We start from the raw sequence: 25,783 nt of genomic DNA on the forward strand, positions 1-25,783 counted from the left end.
CTCCTTTAGTATAAAATCTCAATAGATGGATTATTAAGAACCTTTTTTACTACATTAACAATATCTACTTGATTTATATTGTTTAGATTGTATTTAAAGTTTAGACTTTCTACTCCATTATTAAACATAACCTCATTTGTGGTTATATACTTTGCTAGTTCAACTGAACGTTCTAGCCAAAACTCTCTTTTTAATATTAATCTTTTTTTCAAAACCTCAATATCTTTTAGAGACAGCTTTTCTAAGTTTTCAACAGATTTATTTAAGGTCTCATTTATTGAGGAAATAGTTTTATTAATATTTTCTTTTGAAGTAGAAGTATTTATTGAAAAAACTTCTATGCCTTTTTCTCTTTTAACAGATGAAGATATATCATAAGCATATCCATTTTTAGTTCTAACTTCTTCAAAAAGTAAAGAACTCATTCCTTCCCCTATAAATAGTGAATATAGGCTTAATGCTTCTAACTCTTTGTAAGTTAAGTCATTTATGTTAAAAATATATTGTATTTTAGCTCCATTAAAACCTTGAACCTCTTTATAATAGGTTCCTGACTTATTACTTTCTTGTGGAAACTTTGGCTTATTATATTTACTATTTTTAATAGTGAAGTTTTTTAGTATAGCTTTTATATCATCAATTGGTAGTGAAGATATTATGGTTATTACACAATTATCTCCTAGGTAATATTCTTCATAAAAGTTTTTAAGTTCTTGTAAGGTAATATTTTTTATAGATTCTTCTTTTCCTATAATCATTTCTTTAATTCTTTTTTGATTATAGGAATTATAAAATAGTTCATCTTCGCAATATTGCTCGAAATCTTCCTTCCACTCTTTCCACTCCTGAAGTATTACATCCATTTCTTCCTTGAAGCCTTCTTTTTTAAAGCTTGGCTCAATGATTATATCTCTAAAAATATTAAATCCTTCTTGAAAATCATATGAGGAACAGCTTCCATAGTAAATTGCATAAGGATAATTGGTCATAGCATTATTAAAAGCAAATATCTTATCTAAACCTATGTTTATTTGTGCTTCAGTTCTGTTTTTAGTTCCTTTAAACAACATATGTTCTAATGCATGAGCTACACCATAATTATAACCAATCTCATTATTTGCACCAGCTTCAAAGCCTATACAAAATGAAGTCATATCTCCTTGTATTTGATTATATATTACCCTGACACCATTATCTAATTTAAATCTTTCCATAACATATCTCCTGTTATTAAATAAAAGAAACCTTGCTTTAGCAAAGTTTCTTTTATGACTATATTTTTTCTTTAAGCAAGTTATAAACCATGCCTTCTTTTAAGTTTTCTGCCTTATCTTCTGCACCGAAGTAATTTAATATCTCATATGCAAAAGCTAATGTTGTTGCAGGACCTCTACTAGTTAAGATGTTTTCATCTCTAACAACTAAGTCCTCTTTATATAAGCTATGTTCTAATTCGTCTTTAAAGCTTGGATATGAAGTTACACTTCTACCACTAACTATGCCAGCCTTTTCTAAAACTATTGGTGCAGCGCAGATAGCTGCAACTAGTTTACCAGAGGCATAAAACTCTTTAACTAATTCTATAACTTTAATATCTTCCCTTAAGTTTTTAGCACCAGGCATTCCTCCTGGTAAGATAATTCCATCATAATCAAAGAAATTACCTTCTGTTATACTTTTGTCTGCTTTTACTACAATGTCGTGAGATCCTCTAACTTCTAATTCCCCTAATGCTACCATGTGACATTCGAAATCTGCTCTTCTTAAAACATCCACAACTGTTAATGCCTCAATTTCTTCGAATCCATCAGCTAACATAATTATAAGTTTTTTCATAAAAACCTCCTCTTATTTGAAAACAACCTCTTTTACGCTATCTTCTAGTACTATGAGCATTAAGCTATTTCCTCTTCCTGCTCTGTTTTGAAGTTTTAACTCTTCTAAGGCTACTTCCTTCTTTTCCTTATTTTTTGAAGTAATAATCAGCTTTTTAATATAATTATACCCACATTTTTCGCCATTTACAATTAGGGTTGATAAACATTTTCCTGATACTACCTCATCTTCATCTTTTAAGGATATCCCTGTAACTCCTGATGCTAGTTTTCCCATGGCATTTACTGTATTACCTTCAAACAATATTCCCATAGCTTTTTTCGTTACTATAAGTATATTAGGATTTTCCCCATCTATTGAGGTTGATACAATACTATCTTTAGTAGTTTTTAATTTATATCCTTGCACATTATTATAATCTCCTTTAAATTCTTTTAAAGAAGTTTTCTTAATTAATCCATTTTTAGAGAAGAAGTATACATATTCTTGTTCATAATATTCACTTACAGATACTATATTAATTATTTCCTCCCCTTTGTCAAAGGAATCTACTAATTTATCAAGATGTATTTCATTTATCTCTTGAATCTGTGCTGCTTTTAGTTTAAAGACTTTACCAAGGCTTGAGAAAATTAATATCTCCTCATTTGTATTAGTACGAGCTTTCATTAGTGATGCTTGAAGTTTACCATCTTTATTTATTTTTATATTACCTTTTTTATCTATTCCAACGATAAAGTCCAAAATATTATATTCACTTACATATTCAGTTTTAACTATCTCATCTTTTCCTGGTAATAAACACAGTGCTTGAGGAACAATATTTCTATCAGCGGCTTCAAGCTTAGGTTCTTCAACTGTGAAAACTAATCCGTTTTTAGTTTCAATTTTTAAAAACTCTTCTTGTTTATTTTCTTCTATAAGGGTTACGTTTAAAAGCTTATCACCATCTTTTAATTTAAGAGCTTGAAGTTTTGTATATCCACTTATAAATTTATCTAAAGTGCTCTTTTTTATTCCACCATTAGTGGTTATGAACTTAAATAAATTATTAGGTGTGAAGTTGTCTATTGAAAAAGCTCCTACTATGTTTTCTTTATCTAAATTGATGGTTTTTATGATTTCATCTATTCTAACGCCTTTATCTTTCCACTTCATATCTGGAATTGCATTTATTTTTATTTGATACATATATCCAGTGTCCGTAAATACACCTAATGAATCTCTGGTATTACCATTTAAAGTATATGTTAAGAAGTCGCCTTCCCTATACTCTATATCCTCTGGATCAGCATTAATTCTAGCATAGGTTTTTAAAGGAATCCTTTTAATAAATCCATCCTTAGAAAGTGTTATAACTACATCCTCTACCACAATTAACTCTTCTATATCTATTTTACCTTCATTTTCATCATGGATGATTTGAGTTCTTCTTGGATTTGCAAACTTTTCTGATACTTCTAAAAGCTCTGCTTTAATTACTTTTAATAATTCTTTTTCTTCTGCAAGAATCTTTTTTAATTTCTTTATTGTTTTTTCAAGCTCTTTATATTCTTTTTCAAATATATTTATTTCTAATCCTGTTAATCTATATAACATCAATTCCAATATAGCTTCAGCTTGAGGTTCTGTAAATCCAAATTTATTTATAAGATTTATTCCTGCATCTTTTTTAGACTTGGAAGCTCTTATTGTTGCGATAACCTCATCTAAAACATTAATTGCTTTTATAAACCCTTCAACTATGTGGAATCTCTTTTCTGCATTTTCTAAATCCTTTGTAGTTCTTCTAGTAATTACTTCTTTTTGATGGTTCACATAATGAGTAATTATAGATTTAACTCCTAGTGTTTCTGGTTTTCCATCTGCTAATGCAACCATGTTAAAGCTTATATTGCATTGAAGATCGGTTTTCTTAAATAAATATTTTAATATTTTATCAGCTGCATCTTCATCTGAAGCCTTTCTTAATTCTATAACAGCTCTAATACCCGTTCTATCTGATTCATCTCTAATATCTGTTATAGCCTCTAAGGCTTTAGCATGTCTCTTATCACCAGTCATTTCAGATATTGTTTGAAGTAATTTTGCCTTATTTCTTCTAAATGGGAATTCTGTTATTACAATTCCTACTCTTCCATTCTCTAGCTTCTCAATAGAAGTTTTAGCTCTTAGAACTACCTTTCCTTCTCCAGTTTCATAGGCAGTTTGTATAGATTCTCTCCCTATGATAACTCCTCCAGTTGGAAGATCTGGTCCTTTAATGTAATTCATAAGTTCCTTTGTTGTTATTTCATTATTATCGATATAGGCTAAAGTTCCATCAATTACTTCTTTTAAGTTATGTGGTGGTATATTGGTTGCAAGTCCTACAGCTATACCAAATGTTCCATTTACTAAAAGATTTGGATATTTTGCCGGTAATACCCTTGGTTCCATTTCACTATCTGAATAGTTAGGAACCATTTCCACAACATCTTTATCAATGTCTCTTAACATTTCCATAGCAATTGGTGCTAGCCTAGCTTCTGTATAACGCATTGCAGCTGCCCCGTCACCATCTATAGAACCCCAGTTTCCTTGTCCATCAATCAATGGCTCTCTAGTAGTAAAGTTCTGAGCAAGTATTACCATTGCATCATATACAGATGAATCTCCATGCGGATGGAATTTACCTAATATATCCCCAACTATTCTAGCTGATTTGTAGTAAGGTCTGTCTGGATATGCTTTTAATAAATATGCTCCATATAATATTCTTCTATGTACAGGCTTTAAACCATCTCTAACATCTGGTAAAGCTCTGTCTTTGGCTACTTCTATAGCATATGGCAGGTAATTATCTGGCATTGCTTCTTCTAAAGGTACTCTAACTATATTATTATCTTGAGGTATTTCTGTCTTCTTTTTAGCCATTCCCGTCACCCTTTCTTAAAACTCTCCGTACTTATACATATATTTCTTTCTTGGTTCAACTACATCACCCATAAGCAATGAAACCATTTTTTCAGCTTTTGCTGCATCATCTATAGTAACTTGTAAAAGGGTTCTAGATTCAGGATTTAAGGTTGTTTGCCATAATTGCTCTGGATTCATCTCACCCAATCCTTTATATCTTTGTATAAGAGCTCCTTTACCTATTTCCTTTTTTGCTTTTTCTAGTTCTTCATCTGAGTAGGCATATTTATGAACTTCTCCACTTCTAGTATTTTTATATACTTTATATAATGGCGGTTGTGCTAAATATAAATGCCCGTTTGCTATAAGTGGTCTCATATATCTATAAATGTATGTCATCCACAAGGTTCTAATATGATATCCATCTACATCAGCATCGCTCATGATTATGATTTTATCATACTTCATATCTTCTTCTTTATAATTATCTAAAGTCCCTGTTCCTATTGCTGTATTAAATATTTTAAGCTCTTCTGAAGCTAAAACATTCTCTAGTTTCTGCTTTTCGGTATTCATTATTTTACCTTTAGATGGCATAATAGTCTGGAATCTTCTATCTCTTGCTTGCTTAGCAGAGCCACCAGCTGAATCTCCCTCAACTACAATAAACTCATTAACAGTTTTATCTCTCATTGTACATACAGCTATTTTTCCTGCTAATGGAGCAGTACCTTTTCCTATTTTCTTTCTTTCAGCTTCATTAATCTTTTTTATTTTCTCTCTTCTAGCTGCCGCATCTAAAGCGTTATTAATAATAGATGTTGCGATCTCTTTATTATCCTCTATCCATTCACAAAGCTTAGTATAAGCTAAATCATTCATCATGGTATAAGCTTCATTATTACCTAACTTAGTTTTTGTTTGTCCTTCGAATATAGGATTTGTTATTTTTATTCTTACAATTGCAGTCATACCTTCTCTTAGGTCATCACCTTCAAAATCCTTATCCTTTTCTTTAACTAAATTAAGTTTTTTAGCCCATTCCTTAAAGGCCCTAGTCATTCCTGTCTTAAATCCAGTCTCATGAGTACCAGCTTCTGTTGTAGGTATATTATTAACATAGCTAGCTATATATTCTGTTGTAGAGTCTGTAAACTGAATACATATCTCTCCATACATATTAATGCTTTGAGCACTTCTTTCTCCATCGAATATTATTGGTAATGGATGAAGTGGTGTTTTACTCTCATTTAAGTATTCTATAAAATCTAATAGTCCTCTTTCAGAGTAATATTCTTTTACTACAGCTTCATCTTTTCTTTCATCTCTAAACTCTAATCTAATTCCTTTATTTTGGAAGGCTAATTCTTTTAATCTTTCATCTATTACATCAAATTTAAAATCTGTAGATGTAAAAACCTCTGTATCTGGTAAAAAAGTTACCTTAGTTCCAGTTACATTGCTTTTTCCAACTTCCTTTAATGGATGAACCGGAGTCCCAGGCATATCCTTTTTTAATTCTTTGTCAAAGGTGTATTCAAATCTTTGAAGATACTTTTTACCCTTTTGACTAACTTCAACTTCTAGCCATTTTGATAGTGCATTTACTACAGCTGCACCAACTCCATGAAGTCCTCCTGATGTTTTATAGTTTTCATTATCAAACTTTCCTCCTGTGTGAAGCTCTGTATACACCATCTCCACACCTGATTTCTTTTTTATAGGATGTATTCCAGTAGGAACACCTCTCCCATTATCTATTATTGTAACGCTTTTATCTTTATTTAAAACTACAGTAGCTTTATCACCATATCCATTTGATATTTCATCAATAGCATTATCTAGTATCTCCCATACACAATGGTGCAAGCCTTTGCTTCCTGTAGAACCTATATACATTCCTGGTCTTACTCTAACCGGTTCCAATTTCTCTAAAGATGTTAAAGAGGTCACATCATACTTATGCATACTACTTTCTTTACTCATTCTTCCCCTCCGTACTTCCTCATTAAGTCATAAATTTATATTTTAAATTATTATCTACACTTTAAGATATTCGAATTTTTTATTGGTTTATTTATAATATGTTCACTAGATAGTAAAAAATATACCTAATTTTCTTCCCTTTGTCAAACGGATGTTCTGTAAAATTATGTTATTTTATTTATTTGCAAAATAAAACCCAATGATCTACATTGGGTTAACAATCAATTAAACATCATAAATGCCTATCTGTCTTACGTGTTTTGTATGACTCCACTCTTTATTGTTCTTGTTTAAGATACCTTGAATAGTTATAGGTATCCAAGTCAAGCTGTAAATTCCATACAATAAGTATCTAAAGAAAGCTAAGAAACCCTTTTTGCCTAATAATACAAAAGAAATAATAAAAAATCCTATTGTATATAGTGCATGAACTCCAGTAATAATATACATATTTTTAACACCATCTAATAATACTGGAAAAATAAACGCATTAAGTGAATATGCTGCAAAAACCGCAAGTAATTTTCCTGAAACCTTTTTATCCTTAAATAATACAAAAGGGGTAAATAAAAATTGTACCATCAAGAAAATTCCCCATACAGTATTACTAAATAGACTCTTTATTTCAAATATATTCAATCCACTTTCTACATTGGCTTGCAAGAATGACAATCCTAATGATATTCCTAAAAGTAGAACTACAAAAGGTTGTGCAACATATAAAGCACAATCAAAAGCTCTAAAGTCTCTATCTTTTATTGCTTTTTTAACAAGTCTTGTGAAAAATCTTGTTGCAACGTCTGCAAATCCTTGCATCCATCTTTTTCTTTGACTCCAAGATTGTTTTAAAGTAAGTGGTTTTTCATCATATATTATTGCATCATGAGCCCAACCAACTCTTTCGTTATTTAAAATAAGCTTACAGCTAAATTCCAAATCCTCTGTTAGACAAGTTGCACCCCATCCAAGCTTCTTAAGAATATTTATGTCTATTGCGAAACCTGTTCCACCAATTTGGTTAGATAAACCTAAGTTTTCTCTTGATAATTGGAACATTCTATTTTGAGACCAAAATGCTATAGAATAAGAGCTTGCAATCCATGAATCTTCTGGGTTTTTAGAATCAAGATAGCCTTGGACAACTTTAAATCCTTCATTCATCTTAGCATTTATTTCTCTTAAGAACTCTGTTGAAACTAAATTATCCGCATCAAATATAGCAACTGCATCATAGTTCTCTTTCATTTTGAATATTTTATCAAACATCCATTCAAGAGCGTAACCTTTACCTCTTTTTTCTTTGTCATTTCTTTCAAAAACTTTAACACCATGTGCTCTAGAAATTTCAGCTGTTTTATCTGTACAGTTATCTGCAATTACAAATACATCATAAAGCTCTTTTGGATAATTAAGCTTTCCCATGCTGTCCAGCAAATTACTAATAACAACTTCTTCATTGTGAGCTGCAACTATTAACGCATATTTCTTATTTGCTGTATAATCCTTCTCCTTATTTTTTCTAAAAAGACCAAATACCGCTATTATCAAATAGTATCCAGTGATACAAAATACAAATATTTGAAATATGCCAGTAATGACTGAAATGTAGTATTCCATCCTACTCACTCCTAAAATTATATTTAAATTCATGTACATCCAATTTTATTTTCATTTAAAAAATTAATTGTCTATCCCGTTTATGTACCCCTACTAATATATTGCATAGTATAAAAAAAATCAAGTGCTCTCTTACTCTCAAGTATGTATTATTTTTCTTATATTTTTCTTAAAAAACTATTGCAATTTACTTAAAATATGATAATTCCTCTAAATTTTATATATATTAAATCAAAAATAATAAAATCCACTTTATATTTTTGATAAGTTAAAAATTAATATAATACATATATATTAGTATTTGAACAATAAGAATACAGGGTATTCCATATGTAAACTTTTTATGTTTAGTTTTATGTCTAAAGAAATTCATTCCACCTATTATTCCTAAGCTTCCTCCAAACATAGCTATTAAAAATAGAGTACTTTCTTTAGTTCTCCAATTCTTTTTTATAGCTGCTCTTTTATCTTTCCACATTATGATTAATCCTATTAAATTTAATATAAAAAAATATATATAAATATATTTATTCAAAACAATACCTCTCTATAAACGAAATAATTTATTATTCCTTCTCTATTAAGAATAGGCTAAAATTTTATTAAATTCCACTACAAATTTCTTAAGATTTTTTATCAAATGAAAAAATGCTGTATCTTTAAACTTAAAGATACAGCATAAAATTTATACTACCCCTTGTGCTAACATAGCGTTAGCCACTTTTATAAAACCTGCTATATTGGCTCCAATAATTAAATTATCTTCTTCACCATACTCTTTTGCAGTATTTTTTATATTACTAAATATATTGCTCATTATTTCTTTTAATCTTTCATCAACTTCTTCAAAGCTCCAAGCATATCTCATACTATTTTGAGACATCTCTAGTGCTGAACAAGCTACTCCACCAGCATTTGCAGCTTTCGATGGACCAAATAATATATTATTATCTAAAAATAAATCTATAGCTTCTAGTGTAGATGGCATATTAGCACCTTCTGATACAGCTATAACACCATTTTTTATAAGTTCACCTGCTCCATGTTCATCTATCTCACCTTGAGTTGCACAAGGAAGAGCTATATCACATTTATTACTCCAAATCCCCTTATAATTATCTACAAACCTAGCTGTTGGCTTATCTTTTATATACTCCTTAATTCTTGCTCTTTTTATTTCTTTTATGTCCTTAAGAACTTTTAAATCAATGCCATTTTCATCATATATATATCCACTAGAATCTGAACAAGCTACTATTTTAGCACCTAATTCTATAGCTTTTTCCATAGCATAAATTGCTACATTTCCAGATCCTGAAACGATCACTTTTTTCCCTTTAAAACTGAGTCCTTTATTCTTTAGCATTTCTTCTGTAAAATATACAAGCCCATATCCCGTAGCTTGAGTTCTAACTAGACTACCTCCAAAGGTAAGACCTTTTCCAGTTAGTACCCCTTGATCACTCATGCTTTTTATTTTTTTATAATATCCATACATATACCCTATTTCTCTAGCACCAACACCTATATCTCCTGCTGGTATATCCATGTCTGAGCCTATATATTTATACAATTCTCCCATAAAAGCTTGGCAAAACCTCATTATTTCATTATCTGATTTTCCCTTAGGATCAAAGTCTGCTCCACCTTTTCCTCCACCTATAGCTAAGCCTGTTAGTGAGTTTTTAAAAATCTGTTCAAACCCTAAAAACTTTATAATACTTTGGTTTACTGTAGGATGAAATCTGATACCACCTTTATAAGGTCCTATGGCTGAATTAAACTGAACTCTATATCCTCTGTTTACATGAATTTTTCCTGTATCATCTACCCAAGGAACTCTAAAGTATATTAATCTTTCTGGTTCAGTTATCCTTTCTAATAAAGCAGCTTCAATAAAGTTAGGATTTTTATCAAATACAGGTGCTAAAGAAGTTAATACCTCTCTTACTGCATCAAAAAATTCTATCTCTCCTGGATTTCTTTTCTTAACTATATCTAATACCGATTCTACATATTCAATACCTTTCATATCTTCCTCCTAGCAAAAAATTGTTATGCCTTAAAAATTTAGAAAGGCTATATGTTACATATCTTAAGCGTCTAAATTAATATGACAATATCCACCTGGATTCTTTTTTAAATAACTTTGATGATATTCTTCTCCATCATAAAAACATTTTAATGGTTCTATCTCTGTAACTATTGGTTTATCATATTTTAATTGTTCTTTTTCTTTATATTCATTTATAACTTCTAAATCTTCTTCATCAATATAATATATTCCAGTTCTATATTGATGACCTATATCAGGTCCTTGTCTATTTAAAACTGTAGGGTCTATTATCCCAAAGTATTTATCTAAAATTTTATTTAGACTTACTTCTTCTTGTTCGTATTCTATGTATATTGCCTCAGCATGACCAGTCAATCCTGTACACACCTCTTCATAGGTTGGATTTTCTTTATGTCCATTAGCATAACCTACTTTAGTCTTTTTAACGCCCTCAATTCTAGAAAAATACTCTTCAACTCCCCAGAAGCATCCTCCAGCTAAAACTATTTTTTTCATAAAAATCACCTCTTTAAAAAATGTTATATTATATTATTATATTATTAAAAAAAAATATAAGGAATACTTTTATGTTTAAAATATATACTAAATTTACTTTATAAAATTAAGGAGAAACTTTTTATGAAAATAGGCTATGCATGTATCCCTTTAACTATCCCCTTTAGAACCAATAGAAGACTATTACTTAAAGACTTTACATATGAAAAAGCTTCAGAAATTATAGAAAGTAATCTTTCAGATTTGCATAAAATACTAGAATATAATAAAAAAAGAGATATTAATCTTTTTAGAATATCTTCAGATATAATTCCTCTAGGAAGCCATGAAATTAATGATTTACCTTGGAAAACCATATTTAAATCTGAGCTAACCTCTATAGGAAATTACATAAAAGAAAATTCTTTTAGAGTATCCATGCATCCTGGTCAATATACCATTATAAATTCTCCAAGTGAAGATATAGTAAATAAATCCATACGAGACTTTGAATATCACACAGATTTTTTAGATTCTTTAGAGCTTGACTACACTCATAAATTAATTTTACATATAGGTGGAGTTTATGGTGATAAGCCTCTTGCTAAAAAACGCTTTATAGAAAATTTCAAAAGACTCTCCTCTTCTGCACAAAAAAGAATGATTATAGAAAATGATGAAAAAAATTATTCTTTAGAAGACGTTTTAGAAATAAGTGAAAAAATAGATATTCCTGTGGTATATGATAATCTTCATAATACTTGTTATGGTAGCAATGACTTAAGTGTCAAAGACATTTATGAATTAGTACATAAAACTTGGAAAAAAGAAGATGGAAACATGAAAGTTCATTATTCTCAGCAAACCGAAAATAAAAAAATAGGCTCTCACTCTACAACAATTAATATTGAGGACTTTTTAGAATATTTTAAAGAAGCAAAAGACTTTGATCCTGATATAATGCTTGAGGTAAAAGATAAAGACATATCATCTATAAAGGTTATAAATTCCCTAAATTCTCTTAAAGGAATTAATACTAAATCCACAATAACAGAAGAATGGGCTAAATATAAATATGTTGTTATGGCATATAATTATGAAGCTTATAAAACATGTAGGAAAATAATTAAGGATAATGGAGATATATTGTCTTTATATAAATTTATAGATGAAACCTTAAAAAATCCTTTGGATGAAGGAAACTATATAAATACTTTACATCATGTATGGGGATACTTTAAAGACATCTCAAAAACTCAAGAAAAAAATCATTTCACAAAAATGATGAGTGAAAAAAAGTTTTCTAATGCTAAAGATTATCTATTTAAACTTACTAATAAATACGATGTTGAGTACTTAAAAAAAGCTTATTTTTTTCATGAAATAACCTAAAATAACAATTAACTATTTCTAATAAATTTCTTTGAATTATTAAATAATATATTTATTATTAATTTATTTCTTTACAAATTGACAATTTTACATATACAATATAAAATAATCAATATAATTAAATATTTATGCGATGAAAAAGAAAAGTAATAATATAATCCTTACAGAGAAGTTGTGTTTGGTGGAAACAACTAGGTTAATATTATGAAGGGAACTTTGGAGTATTTATCTTTTAAGTTGGGCATTTGCTAAGAAGGGTGGAACCGCGGATTATTTCGTCCCTTTATTGGTAAGGTCCTTTTTGTTTATTAAATTTTAGATAGGAGTAGATATCAATGAAAGCAATTTTAACAGTACTAGGACAAGATAAAGTAGGAATTATAGCTGGAATAAGTCATGAGCTTCAAGAATTAAATATAAATATTCTTGATGTTAACCAAACAATAATGCAAGGATATTTTACTATGATAATGATGTTAGACCTAGAAAAAAGCGAAAAATCTTTCGAAGACATAAAAAATTCTTTAGTTTTAAAAGGTGAATCTCTTGGAGTTAATGTAAAAATCCAAAGAGAAGAAATTTTTAATTCCATGCACACACTATAATTGGGGGGTAACTAATGAACGTTAATAATATTTTAGAAACCATAAAAATGATTGAAGAAGAAAAGTTAGATATAAGAACCATAACTATGGGTATATCTTTACTTGATTGCATAGATCCAGATATAGATAAAGCATGCTCTAAAATATATGATAAGATAACTAACTCTGCCAAAGATTTGGTTAAAGTAGGTAATGAAATTGAAACAGAGTTTGGTATTCCTATAGTAAATAAAAGAGTATCAGTTACTCCTATCTCAATTATAGGTGGCGCAACTGATGCAGATAACTATCTTAAGTTTGCTGAAACCTTAGATAGAGCTGCTGAAACTTTAGGCGTAGATTTTATAGGTGGCTTCTCTGCTCTTGTACATAAAGGTTACACCAAAGGAGACGAAATACTTATCAAATCAATACCTGAAGCTTTAGCAAAAACTAAAAAAGTGTGCTCCTCTGTAAATGTTGGTTCAAGTAAATGTGGAATTAACATGGATGCTGTTAAACAAATGGGAGAAATAATTAAACAAACTGCTGAACTTACTAAAGATACTCAAGGTTTAGGATGTGCTAAACTTGTTGTATTTGCTAATGCTGTAGAGGATAATCCATTTATGGCTGGAGCTTTCCACGGAGTTGGAGAAGCCGATAAAGTAATTAATGTAGGTGTAAGTGGTCCTGGTGTTGTTAAAATTGCTTTAGAAAAAGTAAAAGGTGAATCCTTTGATGTGGTTGCTGAAACAATCAAAAAGACTGCTTTTAAGATTACAAGAATGGGCCAATTAGTTGCTCTTGAAGCTTCAAATAGATTAGGTGTTCCATTTGGAATAGTAGATTTATCTTTAGCTCCAACACCTGCTATCGGAGATTCTGTTGCTCATATATTAGAAGAGATGGGCTTAGAAGTTGTTGGAACTCATGGAACTACAGCTGCTCTTGCACTTCTAAATGATGCAGTAAAAAAAGGTGGAGTTATGGCTTGTGGCCACGTTGGTGGATTAAGTGGCGCATTTATTCCTGTTTCTGAAGATGCTGGAATGATTGATGCAGTTATGAAGGGCTCTTTAAATCTTGAAAAACTTGAAGCTATGACTGCTATTTGTTCAGTTGGATTAGATATGATAGCAATTCCTGGTGATACTTCTGCTTCAACTATAGCTGCAATGATTGCTGATGAATCTGCAATAGGTGTTATAAATAATAAAACAACTGCCGTTAGACTCATCCCTGCTCCTGGTACTAAAGTTGGAGATATAGTTCATTTTGGTGGATTACTTGGTTACGCGCCTGTAATGCCTACAAATAAATTCTCTTCTTTTGATTTCATTCAAAGAGGTGGAAGAATACCAGCTCCTATACATTCATTTAAAAACTAATAATAATTAAAACCTGACTACTTGAGTACTTAAGTACATGACTACCTGAGTACTTGAGTTGTCAGCTTAATAATAAAAATGGGGGTGCAAAGAAATGCCTTTAAAAATTCCTAGTGATTTACCTGCTTTTAATATATTAAAAGAGGAAAATATATTTGTAATGAGTGATTCAAGGGCTGAATCTCAAGATATAAGACCTCTTAAAATAGCTATTTTAAATCTAATGCCTACAAAGATTTCAACAGAAACTCAACTGCTTAGGCATTTAGCTAATTCACCATTGCAAGTAGATATAACATTACTTCAAACTCGTACTCATACTTCTTCCCATACGGCTTCTCAACATTTAGATAAATTCTATAATTATTTTGAAGATGTAAAAGACCAAAAGTTTGATGGATTAATTATAACTGGAGCTCCAGTTGAACATTTGGTATTTGAAGAAGTAAACTATTGGAATGAGCTTGAAGAAATTTTAGACTGGAGCAGTCATAATGTATTTTCAACTCTGCATATTTGTTGGGGAGCGCAAGCTGGATTATATTATCACTATGGGGTTCCAAAATATAAACTAAGCAATAAAGTATTTGGGGTTTACCCTCATGTAGTATATAAAAATAATCATGAACTTTTAAGAGGATTAGATGATATTTTCTATGCTCCACATTCAAGGCATACAGAAGTATTAAGAGAAGATATAGCAAAAATTCCTGAGTTAGAAATTCTTTCTGAATCTGAAGAATCTGGTGTATTTATAGTTTCTGAAAAGTCTGGGAGAAAGATATTTATAACTGGTCACCTAGAATATGAAAGATCTACTCTAAGAGATGAATATTTACGTGACGTAAACAAAGGTTTAGATATAGATATTCCTGATAATTATTTTCCTAATAATGATCCTTCAAAACTTCCTTACGTTACTTGGAGAGCATCAGCTAATATAATTTTTTCTAACTGGCTGAATTATTGTGTATATCAAAAGACTCCGTTTAATTTAGAAGATTTAAAATAGAAAAAACCATTATAGCTTGTATAACTTTTAGCTATAATGGTTTTTTATTTATATCTTAAACATTTCTAATTCTTTTACTAGTTTATCGTTAGCACTTTGTGATTTTTCATCCATCTCTAATATCTCATTAGCATCTTGCAGTAAATAAGATGTTGTTTCTGTAATATTAGTTATTCCTATGGTTCCTTGATTTGAAGCTTCAGCTATATTTGTGATAACTTCATTTAAGTTTCTAATAGAAGCTAATATTTCTTCCGATGTACTAGAGAAATCTGTTATTATCTCTTGCATAAAATCAGCATCTTTAGCATAATCTTCACCAGTTACAACAGAAGTTTCATAATCTTTTATAACTATGTTGTTTATGAAATCTATTAGAGCCTTTGAACTTTCAACTAATCTATTAACTGTACCAGTTACTCCAGATGTAACACTTTGTATCTTTCCTACAGCTTCTTGAGAATCTTCCGCAAGTTTTCTTATTTCATCTGCAACTACTGCAAATCCTTTTCCTGCTTCCCCTACTCTAGCTGCTTCTATAGCTGCATTTAAGGCTAAAAGATTAGTTTGTGATGTTATTTCTAATATAGACTCTGTTAGTATCTTAACTTTCTCAACTGATTTAGCATCTTCTATAGCAGAAGCTAAGTCATTTTGATGTTTTCTACCTATCTCTGATGCTGTTTCCTTTGAAAGCAAGGATTTTTCTTTTAATGAATTTGCTCTCTTTGTTATATCATGAACTATGTTAAGTGAATGGTTAGCCTTATCAGATATACCTTCAAGGGCCTTTTCAAGTTCCTGAGATGATGCACTCATTTCTTCCGTAGATGCACCTGTTTCTTCCATACCTGCTGCTATGTGCTCTGTAGTTTCACTCATATCCTTAACTTTATTATGAAGGTTATTTACTAGATTATTTACTGAACTAGATGTTTCCACTGTTACATCTGAACTTTCTTTAACCTTAGAAAGAACTGCTTTAGTATTTCTCTGCATCTCGTCTAGTGCTAAATACATAGTACCAATTTCATCTTTTCTAGTTTTTAATTTTTCTGGAATTTCTTTTCTATAATCTCCTGAGGATATAGTTTTTATGTACTCTACAAATTCTTTTATAGATTTAACTATCCCTTGAGTAACCGCTCTCGTAATCGCTACATTTAAAGCTGCAAATAATAAAACTAATCCAATTATTACTTTTATTATTAATCCCATTTCTTTTTTATTATTAGCTTTAAGGGTTGCTACTTCTTCGGTTTTACTTTTGGATATTATATCTAAAGTACCATCTATAGCACCTAAGGATTCCGTAGCCGTTATTATATCTTTTTTAACCTTGTCCTCATTTGTAACATAATCTTTTAAATCAATGTTTATGTTATTTAATGTTTGCGAACGTGTTTGCAATAATCCGATATAACTTTCCTTTATGCCATAATTATTATCCGTAACATCTTGAATCTCATCATTTAGTTGTTTAAGTTTTCTCTTATAGTCTTCTTGCAAGGATGTTAAAACATTTTTATCTTTATAATTTTGTCCCGCCGATGAAAGTGCTACCCTTAAGTCTCTAGAACTATTGTTTATTTGTACTAACTTTTGCAAGAATACTACATTGTTATTATACAGGTCATCTATTTTGTTATCTGCAACTTTCAAAAAAACAGTAGATATTCCACCAAATAGAAGCGTTATTATAATTGAACCAATAGAAAGTATTCTTATTTTTTTACTAATTTTTAGATTATCCATATTACTCCCACCTTTCTTGTAATCTTTTGTTATATTTTATGTATATTTAGAACAAAACTCAGCCAATATGGCTGAGTTAATTACTTTATTAAGTTTAATAGTATAGTATTAACCGCAAATAATACCATTGAAATAATCGTTATTCTGGCTAACATTGCCTCTCTTGTTCTACCTTTATTCTTTGAAAAAAATGTTTCGCTTCTACCTTGAATCAATCCACTTAGTCCATCTGATTTACTAGGTTGAAGTAATATGGTTATAATTATTGCCAATCCTAATAGCGATTCTATTACTATCAATAGTGTCTCCATTGGGCACCTCCTACTTTCCGTTTAAAATACCTTAGTATATAATAACATAATGCTTCCATTATTACAATAATTATTAATGTTAATCCTGAACTTTAAAAAAGGTAATGAGATTAACCCCATTACCTTTAAGAAAAACTATTTTACGTTGAAGAATGCTTTTCTACCTCTGTATTCTGCAACTTCTCCTAATTCTTCTTCAATTCTTAATAATTGATTGTATTTAGCAACTCTTTCAGATCTTGCTGGAGCTCCTGTTTTTATTTGTCCTGCGTTAACAGCTACAACTAAATCAGCTATTGTAACATCTTCTGTTTCACCACTTCTGTGTGATACTACGGCTGTGTAGCCAGCTCTGTTAGCCATTTCTATTGAGTTTAATGTTTCAGTTAAAGTTCCTATTTGGTTAAGTTTAATTAAGATTGAGTTTGCAACTCCTTTATTTATACCATCTTCTAATCTCTTAGTATTAGTTACAAATAAATCGTCTCCAACTAATTGGATCTTGCTTCCTAATCTATCAGTTAGTAACTTCCAACCTTCCCAATCTTCTTCTGCCATTCCATCTTCTAAAGATATTATTGGATATTTTTCTACCCATTTTGCATAGAAATCAACCATTTCTGCTGCTGTTAAAGTTTTTCCTTCGTTTTCTAATACATACATACCATCTTTATAGAATTCTGAAGATGCAGCATCTATAGCTATAAATACATCTTTTCCTGGTTCATAACCAGCTTTTTGTATAGCTTCTATAATAACTTCTAAAGCTTCTTCGTTGCTCTTTAGGTTAGGTGCAAATCCACCTTCATCGCCCACACCAGTAGCATAAGATTTGTCATTTAAGATTTTCTTTAATGCATGGTACACTTCAGCAGATATTCTTAATGCGTCGCTAAAGCTTGCAGCTCCAACTGGCATTATCATAAATTCTTGTAAATCAACTGAGTTATCAGCATGTTTACCACCGTTTATAATGTTCATCATAGGAACTGGAAGAACTTTTGCATTTACTCCACCTATATATTGATATAAAGGTAATCCAAGATAGTTAGCAGCAGCTTTAGCTACAGCTAAAGAAACACCTAATATAGCGTTTGCTCCTAATTTACCTTTATTGTCTGTACCATCTAAATCTATTAATACCTTATCTATTAAAGGTTGATCAAAAACATTCATTCCTATTAATTCTGTAGCGATTTCTTCATTAACATTTTCTACTGCTTTTAAAACACCTTTACCTAAGTATTGGCTGTTATCTCCATCTCTTAACTCAACTGCTTCATATATACCAGTTGAAGCTCCTGAAGGAACTGCTGCTCTACCTACTGTTCCATCTTCTAGTACTACCTCAACCTCTACAGTTGGAAAACATCTTGAATCTAATATTTGTCTAGCTACTACGTCTACAATCTCAACGTATTGTTTCATAAGAAATTACCTCCTTAAATTTAAATACTCATTTTATTATTTCATTTTGTAATAATAATAATACAGCTATGTTAATTTTAAAACATTTTTAGTACTAATTATTACTATAATAATAGTATTTTTCCTCTTTACAGTTATATTATACCTTTTATTTTACATAAATTCAACCAATTGAAATCAATTATCATTTAATTTTCTATTAATCCTTTCTAAAAATTATATTATCTACTTTCTATATTAGTACAAAAAAATAAAAAAGAAGCTATCTCAGATTTTTAACAGCTTCTTTTTTAACTAATCATTTAATATTAAGTTTAAAGTATTTATCAATTTTACTCTTCCACATTTTGGCCACATTTCTATCAAACTCTTTTATATTTTCAAGAAAGCTTTCTAATGCATCTACTCCTTCTAACCCCTTCATTAAATGCCTAGGATATTCTCTTCTTCTTACGTAATTATCTTTTGGATCAATTACTCTTATGTTCCCTTTATCATCAACGTATATATCTCTACATCTTATGTCCAGTTTGGTGAATTTTAGCCTTTTAAACTCCTTAATCAAATCATATAACTGCCTAGATATATCTTTAGTTAAGCCTACCTTTTTGATGTATTTATCTAATCTGATTCCATCTACCATTTCTCTTATTATATAGTAATCTCCATACTTCGTCATTTTAGGAAAATATTTAGATCCTTTAGCCTTTTTTAAGGTATAGGCTTCCTTTAAACAGATTTTTTTATCATAAAATATCTTTATGATTTTTTTACCAGGCAGTAGATATACAACTCCATTATGTCCTCTGTCCAAATATTCACCTTGTCTAAAGAGCTTTTCAACTTCTTCATCAAAATCTAAGCTGACATCATATTTTTTATCCATACTTATACCCAAATACATTGCTTTATATTTATAATATGCAACACTCCCTTATTTTGACAATTGCAATAAATATCTTAAAAGGAATTTATCCATACTTTTTAAGAAAAAGCTATTTACTAAAACTCCTCCAGCCCCTTCTATAAGCCTCTTTGAGTATTTATTATCTTCATAGCAAGTTATTATTATTTTATCTAACTCTAATTCTTTAGCTCTTTTTATTCCATATTCTAATAACATCTTCCCATACCCTTTGTTTCTTTCAGATATAGAAACAAAATAACTTATATTCCCTCCAATCACTAGCTGCTCTACTGATGGTTTTTTTCTTAAAACTACATCACCTAAAAATCTTTCTCCATCTACTATCCAATAGTATTCTTCACTTTCCCAAACCTTTAAAACTTCTTCCATAAATGTTTCAAAGTTACTAACGCTATAATTTAGTTCATTATCTTCTTTATTATTTTTGCTATCATTAATTGCACTTATAAAGCTTTCAAAATATTTTTCTTGTGGTTTAATAAATTCTCCCATATCTTCTCCTACAATTTTTAATATTCTAATTATAGTGTTTAAATAATAAAAGGTACAGACTATTTTTATATAGCCTGCACCTTTTAAAAAATATATTTTAGTGTTTACAACTAGATGCCTTACTACAACCAGAGCATCCACTACAACTTCCTCCACTTTTAGAGGACTTATAAGTTCTATATCCTGCAAAACCTATGATGCCAAATACAATAGCTCCAACTATAAATGTAGCCATATTACATCGCCGCCTTTTTTTCTATTGATCCTTCAATAATTTTTGAAGAAACTTTACTTGGTTTTCTAAATAATAAATATATTATTCCTGCAATTAATACAAATCCTACAGCAGTTCCTATTCCAAAGCTTCCACCTGAAATAAATGATCCTACTTGGAATACAATTAATGCAAGTACATATGCAAATATTGTTTGATAGCTAAGAGCAAATGCTGTCCACTTTCCTGATTTCATTTCACCACGTAAGGCACCTATAGCTGCAAAACATGGAGCACAAATTAAGTTAAATACAAGGAATGAGTATGCAGCAAGTGGTGTAAATGCAGCTTGAAGATTACCCCAAACCTCTGCACCATCTTCAGCAACTTCAGCAAATCCATAAAGAATACCAAATGTTCCTACTACATTTTCTTTTGCTATTAATCCAGTAAATGTTGCTACAGCTGCTTGCCATTCACCCCATCCAAGTGGTGCAAATATAGGTGCTATAACACGTCCTATACTAGCAAGTATAGAATCAGTAGTATCAACCATTTCCATGCTCCAGCTAAATGAGCTTAAGAACCATACACCAACAGTTGCAAGAAGTATTACAGTAGTTGCCTTCTTAATAAATGCCTTTGATCTGTCCCATGTATGAAGAAGAAGATTCTTAATTCCAGGTACATGATATGCAGGAAGTTCCATAACAAATGGTGCTGGATCTCCAACAAAAAGTTTTGTTTTCTTAAGCATAATACCTGATGTGATTATTGCTCCTATTCCTAAGAAATAAGCAGATGGTCCAACCCAAGTTGATTCTGGGAATAAAGCTCCTGCTATAAGAGCTATTATAGGTAATTTAGCACTACATGGAATAAATGTAGTTGTCATTATTGTCATTCTTCTATCTTTTTCATTTTCAATTGTACGTGATGCCATAATCCCTGGAACACCACAACCTGTACCAATAAGTATTGGAATAAATGATTTACCTGATAGTCCAAACTTCTTAAATATACGATCCATTATAAAAGCTATACGTGCCATATATCCACAATCTTCTACTATAGCTAGGCATAAAAATAGTACCATCATTTGAGGTACGAAACCTAATACAGCTCCAACTCCACCTATTATACCATCTAATATTAATGAGTTAAGCCACTCCGCTGTTCCAATTGAAGTTAAGAAGTTTCCTACTGCTGTTGGTATAATATCTCCAAACAATACATCATTAACCCAATCAGTAGCTAATGTTCCCACCGTAGATATAGATACGTAATAAACTCCAAACATTACTAATGCAAATATAGGTAAAGCAAGCCATCTATTTGTTACAATTTTATCAATTTTATCCGAAGTTGTTTGATTAGTTTTATTTTTCTTATTAACTGATTGTTTTATAACCTCAGTTATATAATCATATCTCTCACTAGTTATAATACTTTCACTATCATCATCAAGTTTAGCTTCACAAGCTGTTATAATCTCTTCGATTTTATTTTTAACTTCACTTGAAAGTACTACTTTTTCTTTAACTTTTTCATCTCTCTCAAATAATTTTATAGCAGTCCAATGAACATTTTCATTATTTAATGGGACTTTTATAATTTCAGCTATTTGTTCTATTGAACTTTCAACATCTTTTGAGAATTTATGAACAACTTGAGTAGTTTTTTTAGCTTTAGCAAGTTCTATAGCTTTCTCTGCTACTTCTTTTGATCCTATACCTTTTAAAGCTGATGCTTCAATAACTTCACAGCCAAGAGCTTGGCTTAATTTTTTTATGTCTATAGTGTCGCCATTTTTTCTAACGACATCAATCATATTTACTGCCACAACCATAGGTAAACCTATTTCTTTAAGTTGTGTAGTTAAGTATAAATTTCTTTCTATATTAGTACCATCAATAATATTTATAATAGCGTCTGGTTTTTCATTAACTAAATATTCTCTCGAAACAACTTCCTCTAAAGTATAAGGTGAAAGCGAATATATTCCAGGTAAATCTTGTATAATTATATCTTTATATCCTTTAAGTTTACCTTCTTTTTTTTCTACAGTTACCCCAGGCCAGTTACCTACGTGTTGTGAACTACCGGTTAAACTATTAAACATTGTGGTTTTACCACTGTTAGGATTTCCGGCAAGAGCAATTTTAATTGACATTTATATCCCTCCTATTGGTATATTCTTTAAAGTTTATATATTACTAAAAATTAGCGTCCTTAATCTACTTCAATCATTAATGCATCTTCTTTTCTTAAACTAAGCTCATATCCTCTTACATTAATTTCTACAGGATCTCCAAGCGGAGCTACTTTTCTTATATAAACCTCAGTTCCTTTAGTAATACCCATGTCCATAAATCGTCTCTTAATAGCGCCTTGTCCATGTAGTTTAACAACCTTAACAGATTCACCACACTTAACATCTTTTAATGTCTTCATATTATATATCCCCTTTCTATATAAACATTCTACTTATTACACCATTATTCTGTTTGCCATAGACTTACTTAATGCTATACGAGCATCTTTTACATTAACAATTAAATCTCCAGCCATCTCGTTAACCACTGTTACATTTCCCCCTATAACAAAACCAAGATGTTCTAGATGACGTCTAGTCTCATCATTACCTGTGATTCTCTTTATAATATTTGTTTCGCCTACTTTTATCATTGTAATTGGCATACCGTTCACTCCCTTTTCATTTAAAATAAATATCCATAGCCTTTTATCTATATGCAAATGAAAATTCTTTTCAATGATTAAATAATACACCTATAGATAATAATTTTCAATATCTTTTAGTATATTTTTTAACATTTTTATTATTAATATCCTACTTTTTCTTAAGTATACATTTACACACATATATCCTGTAGGAGCTTCTTCTCAAGCTCCATTAGATTCATTTTTATTTAGTCTAAGGATTAGACTGGCGCTGAGGATCACGCCTACCGATTAGGAGTGCACATATATCCTGTAGAGGCTTCTTCCCAAGCCTCATTAAATTCCTTTAACATATATCCCGTAGAAGCTCTTCCTTTCAAGAACTTCATTAGATTCCTTTTAACTTCAGCATAATACATTGTGCTATTATGATATTAGTATATAGTGCTATTACGATATTAAGACATAGCGACATTATGATATTGTGACATTAGGACATTGCGATATTATGCTATTGCGACATTACGCCCCTCTGCCCTGTAGAAGCTCTTCTTTTCAAGAGCTTCATTAGATTCATTTTTATTTAGTCTAAGGAGTAGACTGAAGCTGTGGAGCGCTTCTACCAAATAGCGGTGCAAGTCTCGTTAAATCCCTTTTAACTTCAACATAATAAATTACGATATTGCGCTATTACGACATTAAGATATTATGACATTATGATATTGCGATATTAAGATATTATGCTATTGTGACATTAGGATATTGCGACATTCAGACATTCAGACATTCAGACATTCAGACATTCAGACATTCAGACATTCAGACATTCAGACATTCAGACATTCAATAGGTAGTCTACTTTTTCTGCCTACTCTTTATTCATTTTCAACTTAAATTTTTATTTTTTTCATTAGTATGGTAGCAATATTCCTAGTATTTAAATATTATATATGGTGCTGCTTTTATTAAATTAGGTTAGTGAGATTAGATGGGAGATTAAAAATAAAAAAAGCCATCACTTTAAATCGTAATGGCTTTTTTGTATATTATTTTATTAAACTTGTTCCAGTCATTTCTGAAGGTTTTTCTAATCCCATTGCTTGAAGGATAGTTGGAGCTATATCTGAAAGTCTTCCGCCTTCTCTAAGCTCTTTTCCTTCTGACTCATTGCTTACCCAAAGGTATGGTACTGGATTTGTTGTGTGTGCTGTATATGGTGTTCCTGTTGAAAAGTCTATCATCTTTTCTGAGTTTCCATGGTCAGCAGTTATAAATACAGTTCCATCTTTAGATAAAACTTTATCAACAATTTTACCTAGGCATGTATCTACAGTTTCAACAGCTTTTTCAGCAGCTGCTATTACCCCTGTATGACCTACCATATCTGGATTAGCAAAGTTTAGAATTACCATATCATATTTATCAGTATCTAATCTATTAAGTAATTCATCTGTTACTTCATAAGCACTCATTTCTGGTTTTAAATCATAAGTTGCAACTTTAGGTGATGCAATAAGAGCTCTATCTTCACCTTCATATGGCTTTTCTACTCCACCATTAAAGAAGAATGTTACGTGTGCATACTTTTCAGTCTCTGCAATTCTTAATTGATTTAATCCTTTATTGCTTACATATTCACCTAATGTGTTATTAATTCCATCAGCTCTATATGCAACATCTACACCTTCAAGAGTTTTATCATATTGAGTCATAGTTACAAATGTTAGGTCTAATGTTTCTCTTTGGAATCCATCAAATTGTTTATCATTTATAGCTCTAGTTATTTCTCTAGCTCTATCTGGTCTAAAGTTAAAGAATATAACTGAGTCTCCATTTTTTATAGTAGCTGTTGGGTGTCCATCTTCTAATACAACAGTTGGTAAAACAAATTCATCAGTTTTGTTATCATGATATGAGTTTTCCATAGCTTCTACTGCTGATTTTGCAGTTTCACCTTTACCGTTAACCATAGCATCATAAGCTAATTGAACTCTTTCCCATCTGTTATCTCTATCCATAGCATAATATCTACCGCTTATTGTAGCTATTTTACCAATAGAGTTTTCTTTCATGTAGCTTTCTATTTCTTCAACAAAGCCTTTTCCTGATGATGGAGGTACATCTCTACCATCCATAAATCCATGTAGGTAAACTTTTGTTAATCCATTATCTTTAGCTAATTTTAAAAGACCTTTTAAATGATCTATATGTGAATGAACTCCACCATCAGATAATAATCCTAAAAGATGTAATGCAGAATCATTTTTCTTAGCATTTTCTACTGCTTTTAATAAAGCTTCATTTTTGAATAAGTTACCTTCTTCTATTTCTTTTGTTATTCTTGTTAATTCTTGATAAATTATTCTTCCAGCACCAATATTTAAATGTCCAACTTCTGAATTTCCCATTTGTCCACTAGGAAGCCCAACATCTAATCCTGATGCTTGTATAGTAGTATGTGGATATTTGCTAAACAATCTATCATAATTTGGTTTATTAGCAATCTCAACAGCATTTCCATCTGACTTTGGTGCGATTCCAAAACCATCTAATATCATTAATAAAACAGGTTTCTTTGCCATAACTACCTCCAAAATAGTACTTATTATTATAAAAAGAAACAAATATTCTCTTTATTTTTTCTAAATTAATTATATTCTACTGATATTAAAAAAACAATAGCAACAACCACTCTTATAAGATTGA

Annotated in this window: 22 protein-coding genes and 1 other annotated feature; of the genes, 4 read left to right on the forward strand and 18 right to left on the reverse strand. The window is 30.4% G+C overall.

Features of this window, described 5'->3' with window-relative positions; genetic code table 11:
• Nucleotides 1–5: 5 nt before the first annotated feature.
• From L1S49_RS13920 to msrA, 8 genes are all read right to left on the reverse strand, one after another.
• Entirely contained in the window at nucleotides 6–1,214 is a 1,209-nt protein-coding gene (locus tag L1S49_RS13920) for a pitrilysin family protein (RefSeq protein WP_238905507.1), read from the reverse strand.
• Between the two features lie 58 nt (nucleotides 1,215–1,272).
• Nucleotides 1,273–1,836: a DJ-1 family glyoxalase III gene (locus tag L1S49_RS13925; RefSeq protein ID WP_238905509.1), complete on the reverse strand. Its 564-nt coding sequence runs from the start codon at nucleotides 1,834–1,836 to the stop codon at nucleotides 1,273–1,275.
• A 12-nt stretch (nucleotides 1,837–1,848) separates the two neighbouring features.
• Nucleotides 1,849–4,752 carry a DNA topoisomerase IV subunit A gene (locus tag L1S49_RS13930; RefSeq protein ID WP_238905511.1) on the reverse strand — a complete coding sequence of 968 codons (2,904 nt, stop codon included), beginning with the start codon at nucleotides 4,750–4,752 and terminating at the stop codon, nucleotides 1,849–1,851.
• A 15-nt stretch (nucleotides 4,753–4,767) separates the two neighbouring features.
• Nucleotides 4,768–6,720, reverse strand: coding sequence for a DNA topoisomerase IV subunit B (locus tag L1S49_RS13935; RefSeq protein ID WP_238905512.1), 1,953 nt, complete (start codon nucleotides 6,718–6,720; stop codon nucleotides 4,768–4,770).
• 225 nt (nucleotides 6,721–6,945) lie between these two features.
• The gene (locus L1S49_RS13940; protein ID WP_238905518.1) at nucleotides 6,946–8,337 is read right to left on the reverse strand and encodes a glycosyltransferase family 2 protein; all 1,392 of its coding nucleotides are present in this window, start codon (nucleotides 8,335–8,337) and stop codon (nucleotides 6,946–6,948) included.
• Between the two features lie 268 nt (nucleotides 8,338–8,605).
• Nucleotides 8,606–8,872: a DUF1294 domain-containing protein gene (locus L1S49_RS13945; protein ID WP_275299605.1), complete on the reverse strand. Its 267-nt coding sequence runs from the start codon at nucleotides 8,870–8,872 to the stop codon at nucleotides 8,606–8,608.
• A gap of 150 nt (nucleotides 8,873–9,022) precedes the next feature.
• A complete protein-coding gene (gene gdhA / locus L1S49_RS13950; protein ID WP_238905520.1) occupies nucleotides 9,023–10,369 on the reverse strand; it encodes an NADP-specific glutamate dehydrogenase in 1,347 nt (448 codons plus the stop codon).
• 63 nt (nucleotides 10,370–10,432) lie between these two features.
• Nucleotides 10,433–10,909 (reverse strand): peptide-methionine (S)-S-oxide reductase MsrA, encoded by a 477-nt coding sequence (gene msrA, locus L1S49_RS13955; RefSeq protein ID WP_238905521.1) that lies wholly within the window; start codon nucleotides 10,907–10,909, stop codon nucleotides 10,433–10,435.
• A gap of 123 nt (nucleotides 10,910–11,032) precedes the next feature.
• Here msrA and uvsE point away from each other — a divergent pair, with 123 nt between their 5' ends.
• The 4 genes from uvsE to metA all read left to right on the forward strand — a co-directional run bounded on the left by uvsE (nucleotide 11,033) and on the right by metA (nucleotide 15,267).
• Entirely contained in the window at nucleotides 11,033–12,280 is a 1,248-nt protein-coding gene (gene uvsE, locus L1S49_RS13960; protein ID WP_238905526.1) for a UV DNA damage repair endonuclease UvsE, read from the forward strand.
• 124 nt (nucleotides 12,281–12,404) lie between these two features.
• Nucleotides 12,405–12,566 (forward strand) — a binding site (T-box leader).
• Nucleotides 12,567–12,615: 49 nt separating this feature from the next.
• Entirely contained in the window at nucleotides 12,616–12,885 is a 270-nt protein-coding gene (locus tag L1S49_RS13965; protein ID WP_073020863.1) for an ACT domain-containing protein, read from the forward strand.
• A 14-nt stretch (nucleotides 12,886–12,899) separates the two neighbouring features.
• Nucleotides 12,900–14,255: a PFL family protein gene (locus L1S49_RS13970; RefSeq protein ID WP_238905528.1), complete on the forward strand. Its 1,356-nt coding sequence runs from the start codon at nucleotides 12,900–12,902 to the stop codon at nucleotides 14,253–14,255.
• A gap of 94 nt (nucleotides 14,256–14,349) precedes the next feature.
• Nucleotides 14,350–15,267 (forward strand): homoserine O-succinyltransferase, encoded by a 918-nt coding sequence (gene metA, locus L1S49_RS13975; protein ID WP_073020858.1) that lies wholly within the window; start codon nucleotides 14,350–14,352, stop codon nucleotides 15,265–15,267.
• A gap of 48 nt (nucleotides 15,268–15,315) precedes the next feature.
• On the opposite strand, the gene L1S49_RS13980 is transcribed toward metA, so the two are convergent.
• From L1S49_RS13980 to gpmI, 10 genes are all read right to left on the reverse strand, one after another.
• Nucleotides 15,316–17,022: a methyl-accepting chemotaxis protein gene (locus L1S49_RS13980; protein ID WP_238905530.1), complete on the reverse strand. Its 1,707-nt coding sequence runs from the start codon at nucleotides 17,020–17,022 to the stop codon at nucleotides 15,316–15,318.
• Nucleotides 17,023–17,102: 80 nt separating this feature from the next.
• Entirely contained in the window at nucleotides 17,103–17,333 is a 231-nt protein-coding gene (gene secG, locus L1S49_RS13985; RefSeq protein WP_238905532.1) for a preprotein translocase subunit SecG, read from the reverse strand.
• A 135-nt stretch (nucleotides 17,334–17,468) separates the two neighbouring features.
• Complete coding sequence (eno, locus tag L1S49_RS13990; protein WP_073020852.1) at nucleotides 17,469–18,761, reverse strand: phosphopyruvate hydratase; 1,293 nt, start codon at nucleotides 18,759–18,761, stop codon at nucleotides 17,469–17,471.
• Between the two features lie 298 nt (nucleotides 18,762–19,059).
• Nucleotides 19,060–19,665, reverse strand: coding sequence for a protein kinase (locus tag L1S49_RS13995; RefSeq protein ID WP_238905534.1), 606 nt, complete (start codon nucleotides 19,663–19,665; stop codon nucleotides 19,060–19,062).
• A gap of 30 nt (nucleotides 19,666–19,695) precedes the next feature.
• The gene (locus L1S49_RS14000; RefSeq protein ID WP_238905538.1) at nucleotides 19,696–20,181 is read right to left on the reverse strand and encodes a GNAT family N-acetyltransferase; all 486 of its coding nucleotides are present in this window, start codon (nucleotides 20,179–20,181) and stop codon (nucleotides 19,696–19,698) included.
• Between the two features lie 97 nt (nucleotides 20,182–20,278).
• Nucleotides 20,279–20,416: a FeoB-associated Cys-rich membrane protein gene (locus L1S49_RS14005; protein WP_021803036.1), complete on the reverse strand. Its 138-nt coding sequence runs from the start codon at nucleotides 20,414–20,416 to the stop codon at nucleotides 20,279–20,281.
• Between the two features lies 1 nt (nucleotide 20,417).
• Nucleotides 20,418–22,568: a ferrous iron transport protein B gene (gene feoB / locus L1S49_RS14010; RefSeq protein WP_238905540.1), complete on the reverse strand. Its 2,151-nt coding sequence runs from the start codon at nucleotides 22,566–22,568 to the stop codon at nucleotides 20,418–20,420.
• 59 nt (nucleotides 22,569–22,627) lie between these two features.
• Nucleotides 22,628–22,849, reverse strand: coding sequence for a FeoA family protein (locus L1S49_RS14015; RefSeq protein ID WP_021803038.1), 222 nt, complete (start codon nucleotides 22,847–22,849; stop codon nucleotides 22,628–22,630).
• Nucleotides 22,850–22,885: 36 nt separating this feature from the next.
• Entirely contained in the window at nucleotides 22,886–23,095 is a 210-nt protein-coding gene (locus L1S49_RS14020; protein ID WP_021803039.1) for a FeoA family protein, read from the reverse strand.
• Between the two features lie 1,028 nt (nucleotides 23,096–24,123).
• Nucleotides 24,124–25,659, reverse strand: coding sequence for a 2,3-bisphosphoglycerate-independent phosphoglycerate mutase (gene gpmI / locus L1S49_RS14025; protein ID WP_238905541.1), 1,536 nt, complete (start codon nucleotides 25,657–25,659; stop codon nucleotides 24,124–24,126).
• Between the last annotated feature and the right edge of the window lie 124 nt (nucleotides 25,660–25,783).

Origin of the sequence: Clostridium sp. YIM B02506 (genome assembly GCF_022324845.1) — a bacterium.
In the GTDB taxonomy this organism is placed as follows: Bacteria; Bacillota; Clostridia; order Clostridiales; family Clostridiaceae; genus Clostridium_T; species Clostridium_T intestinale.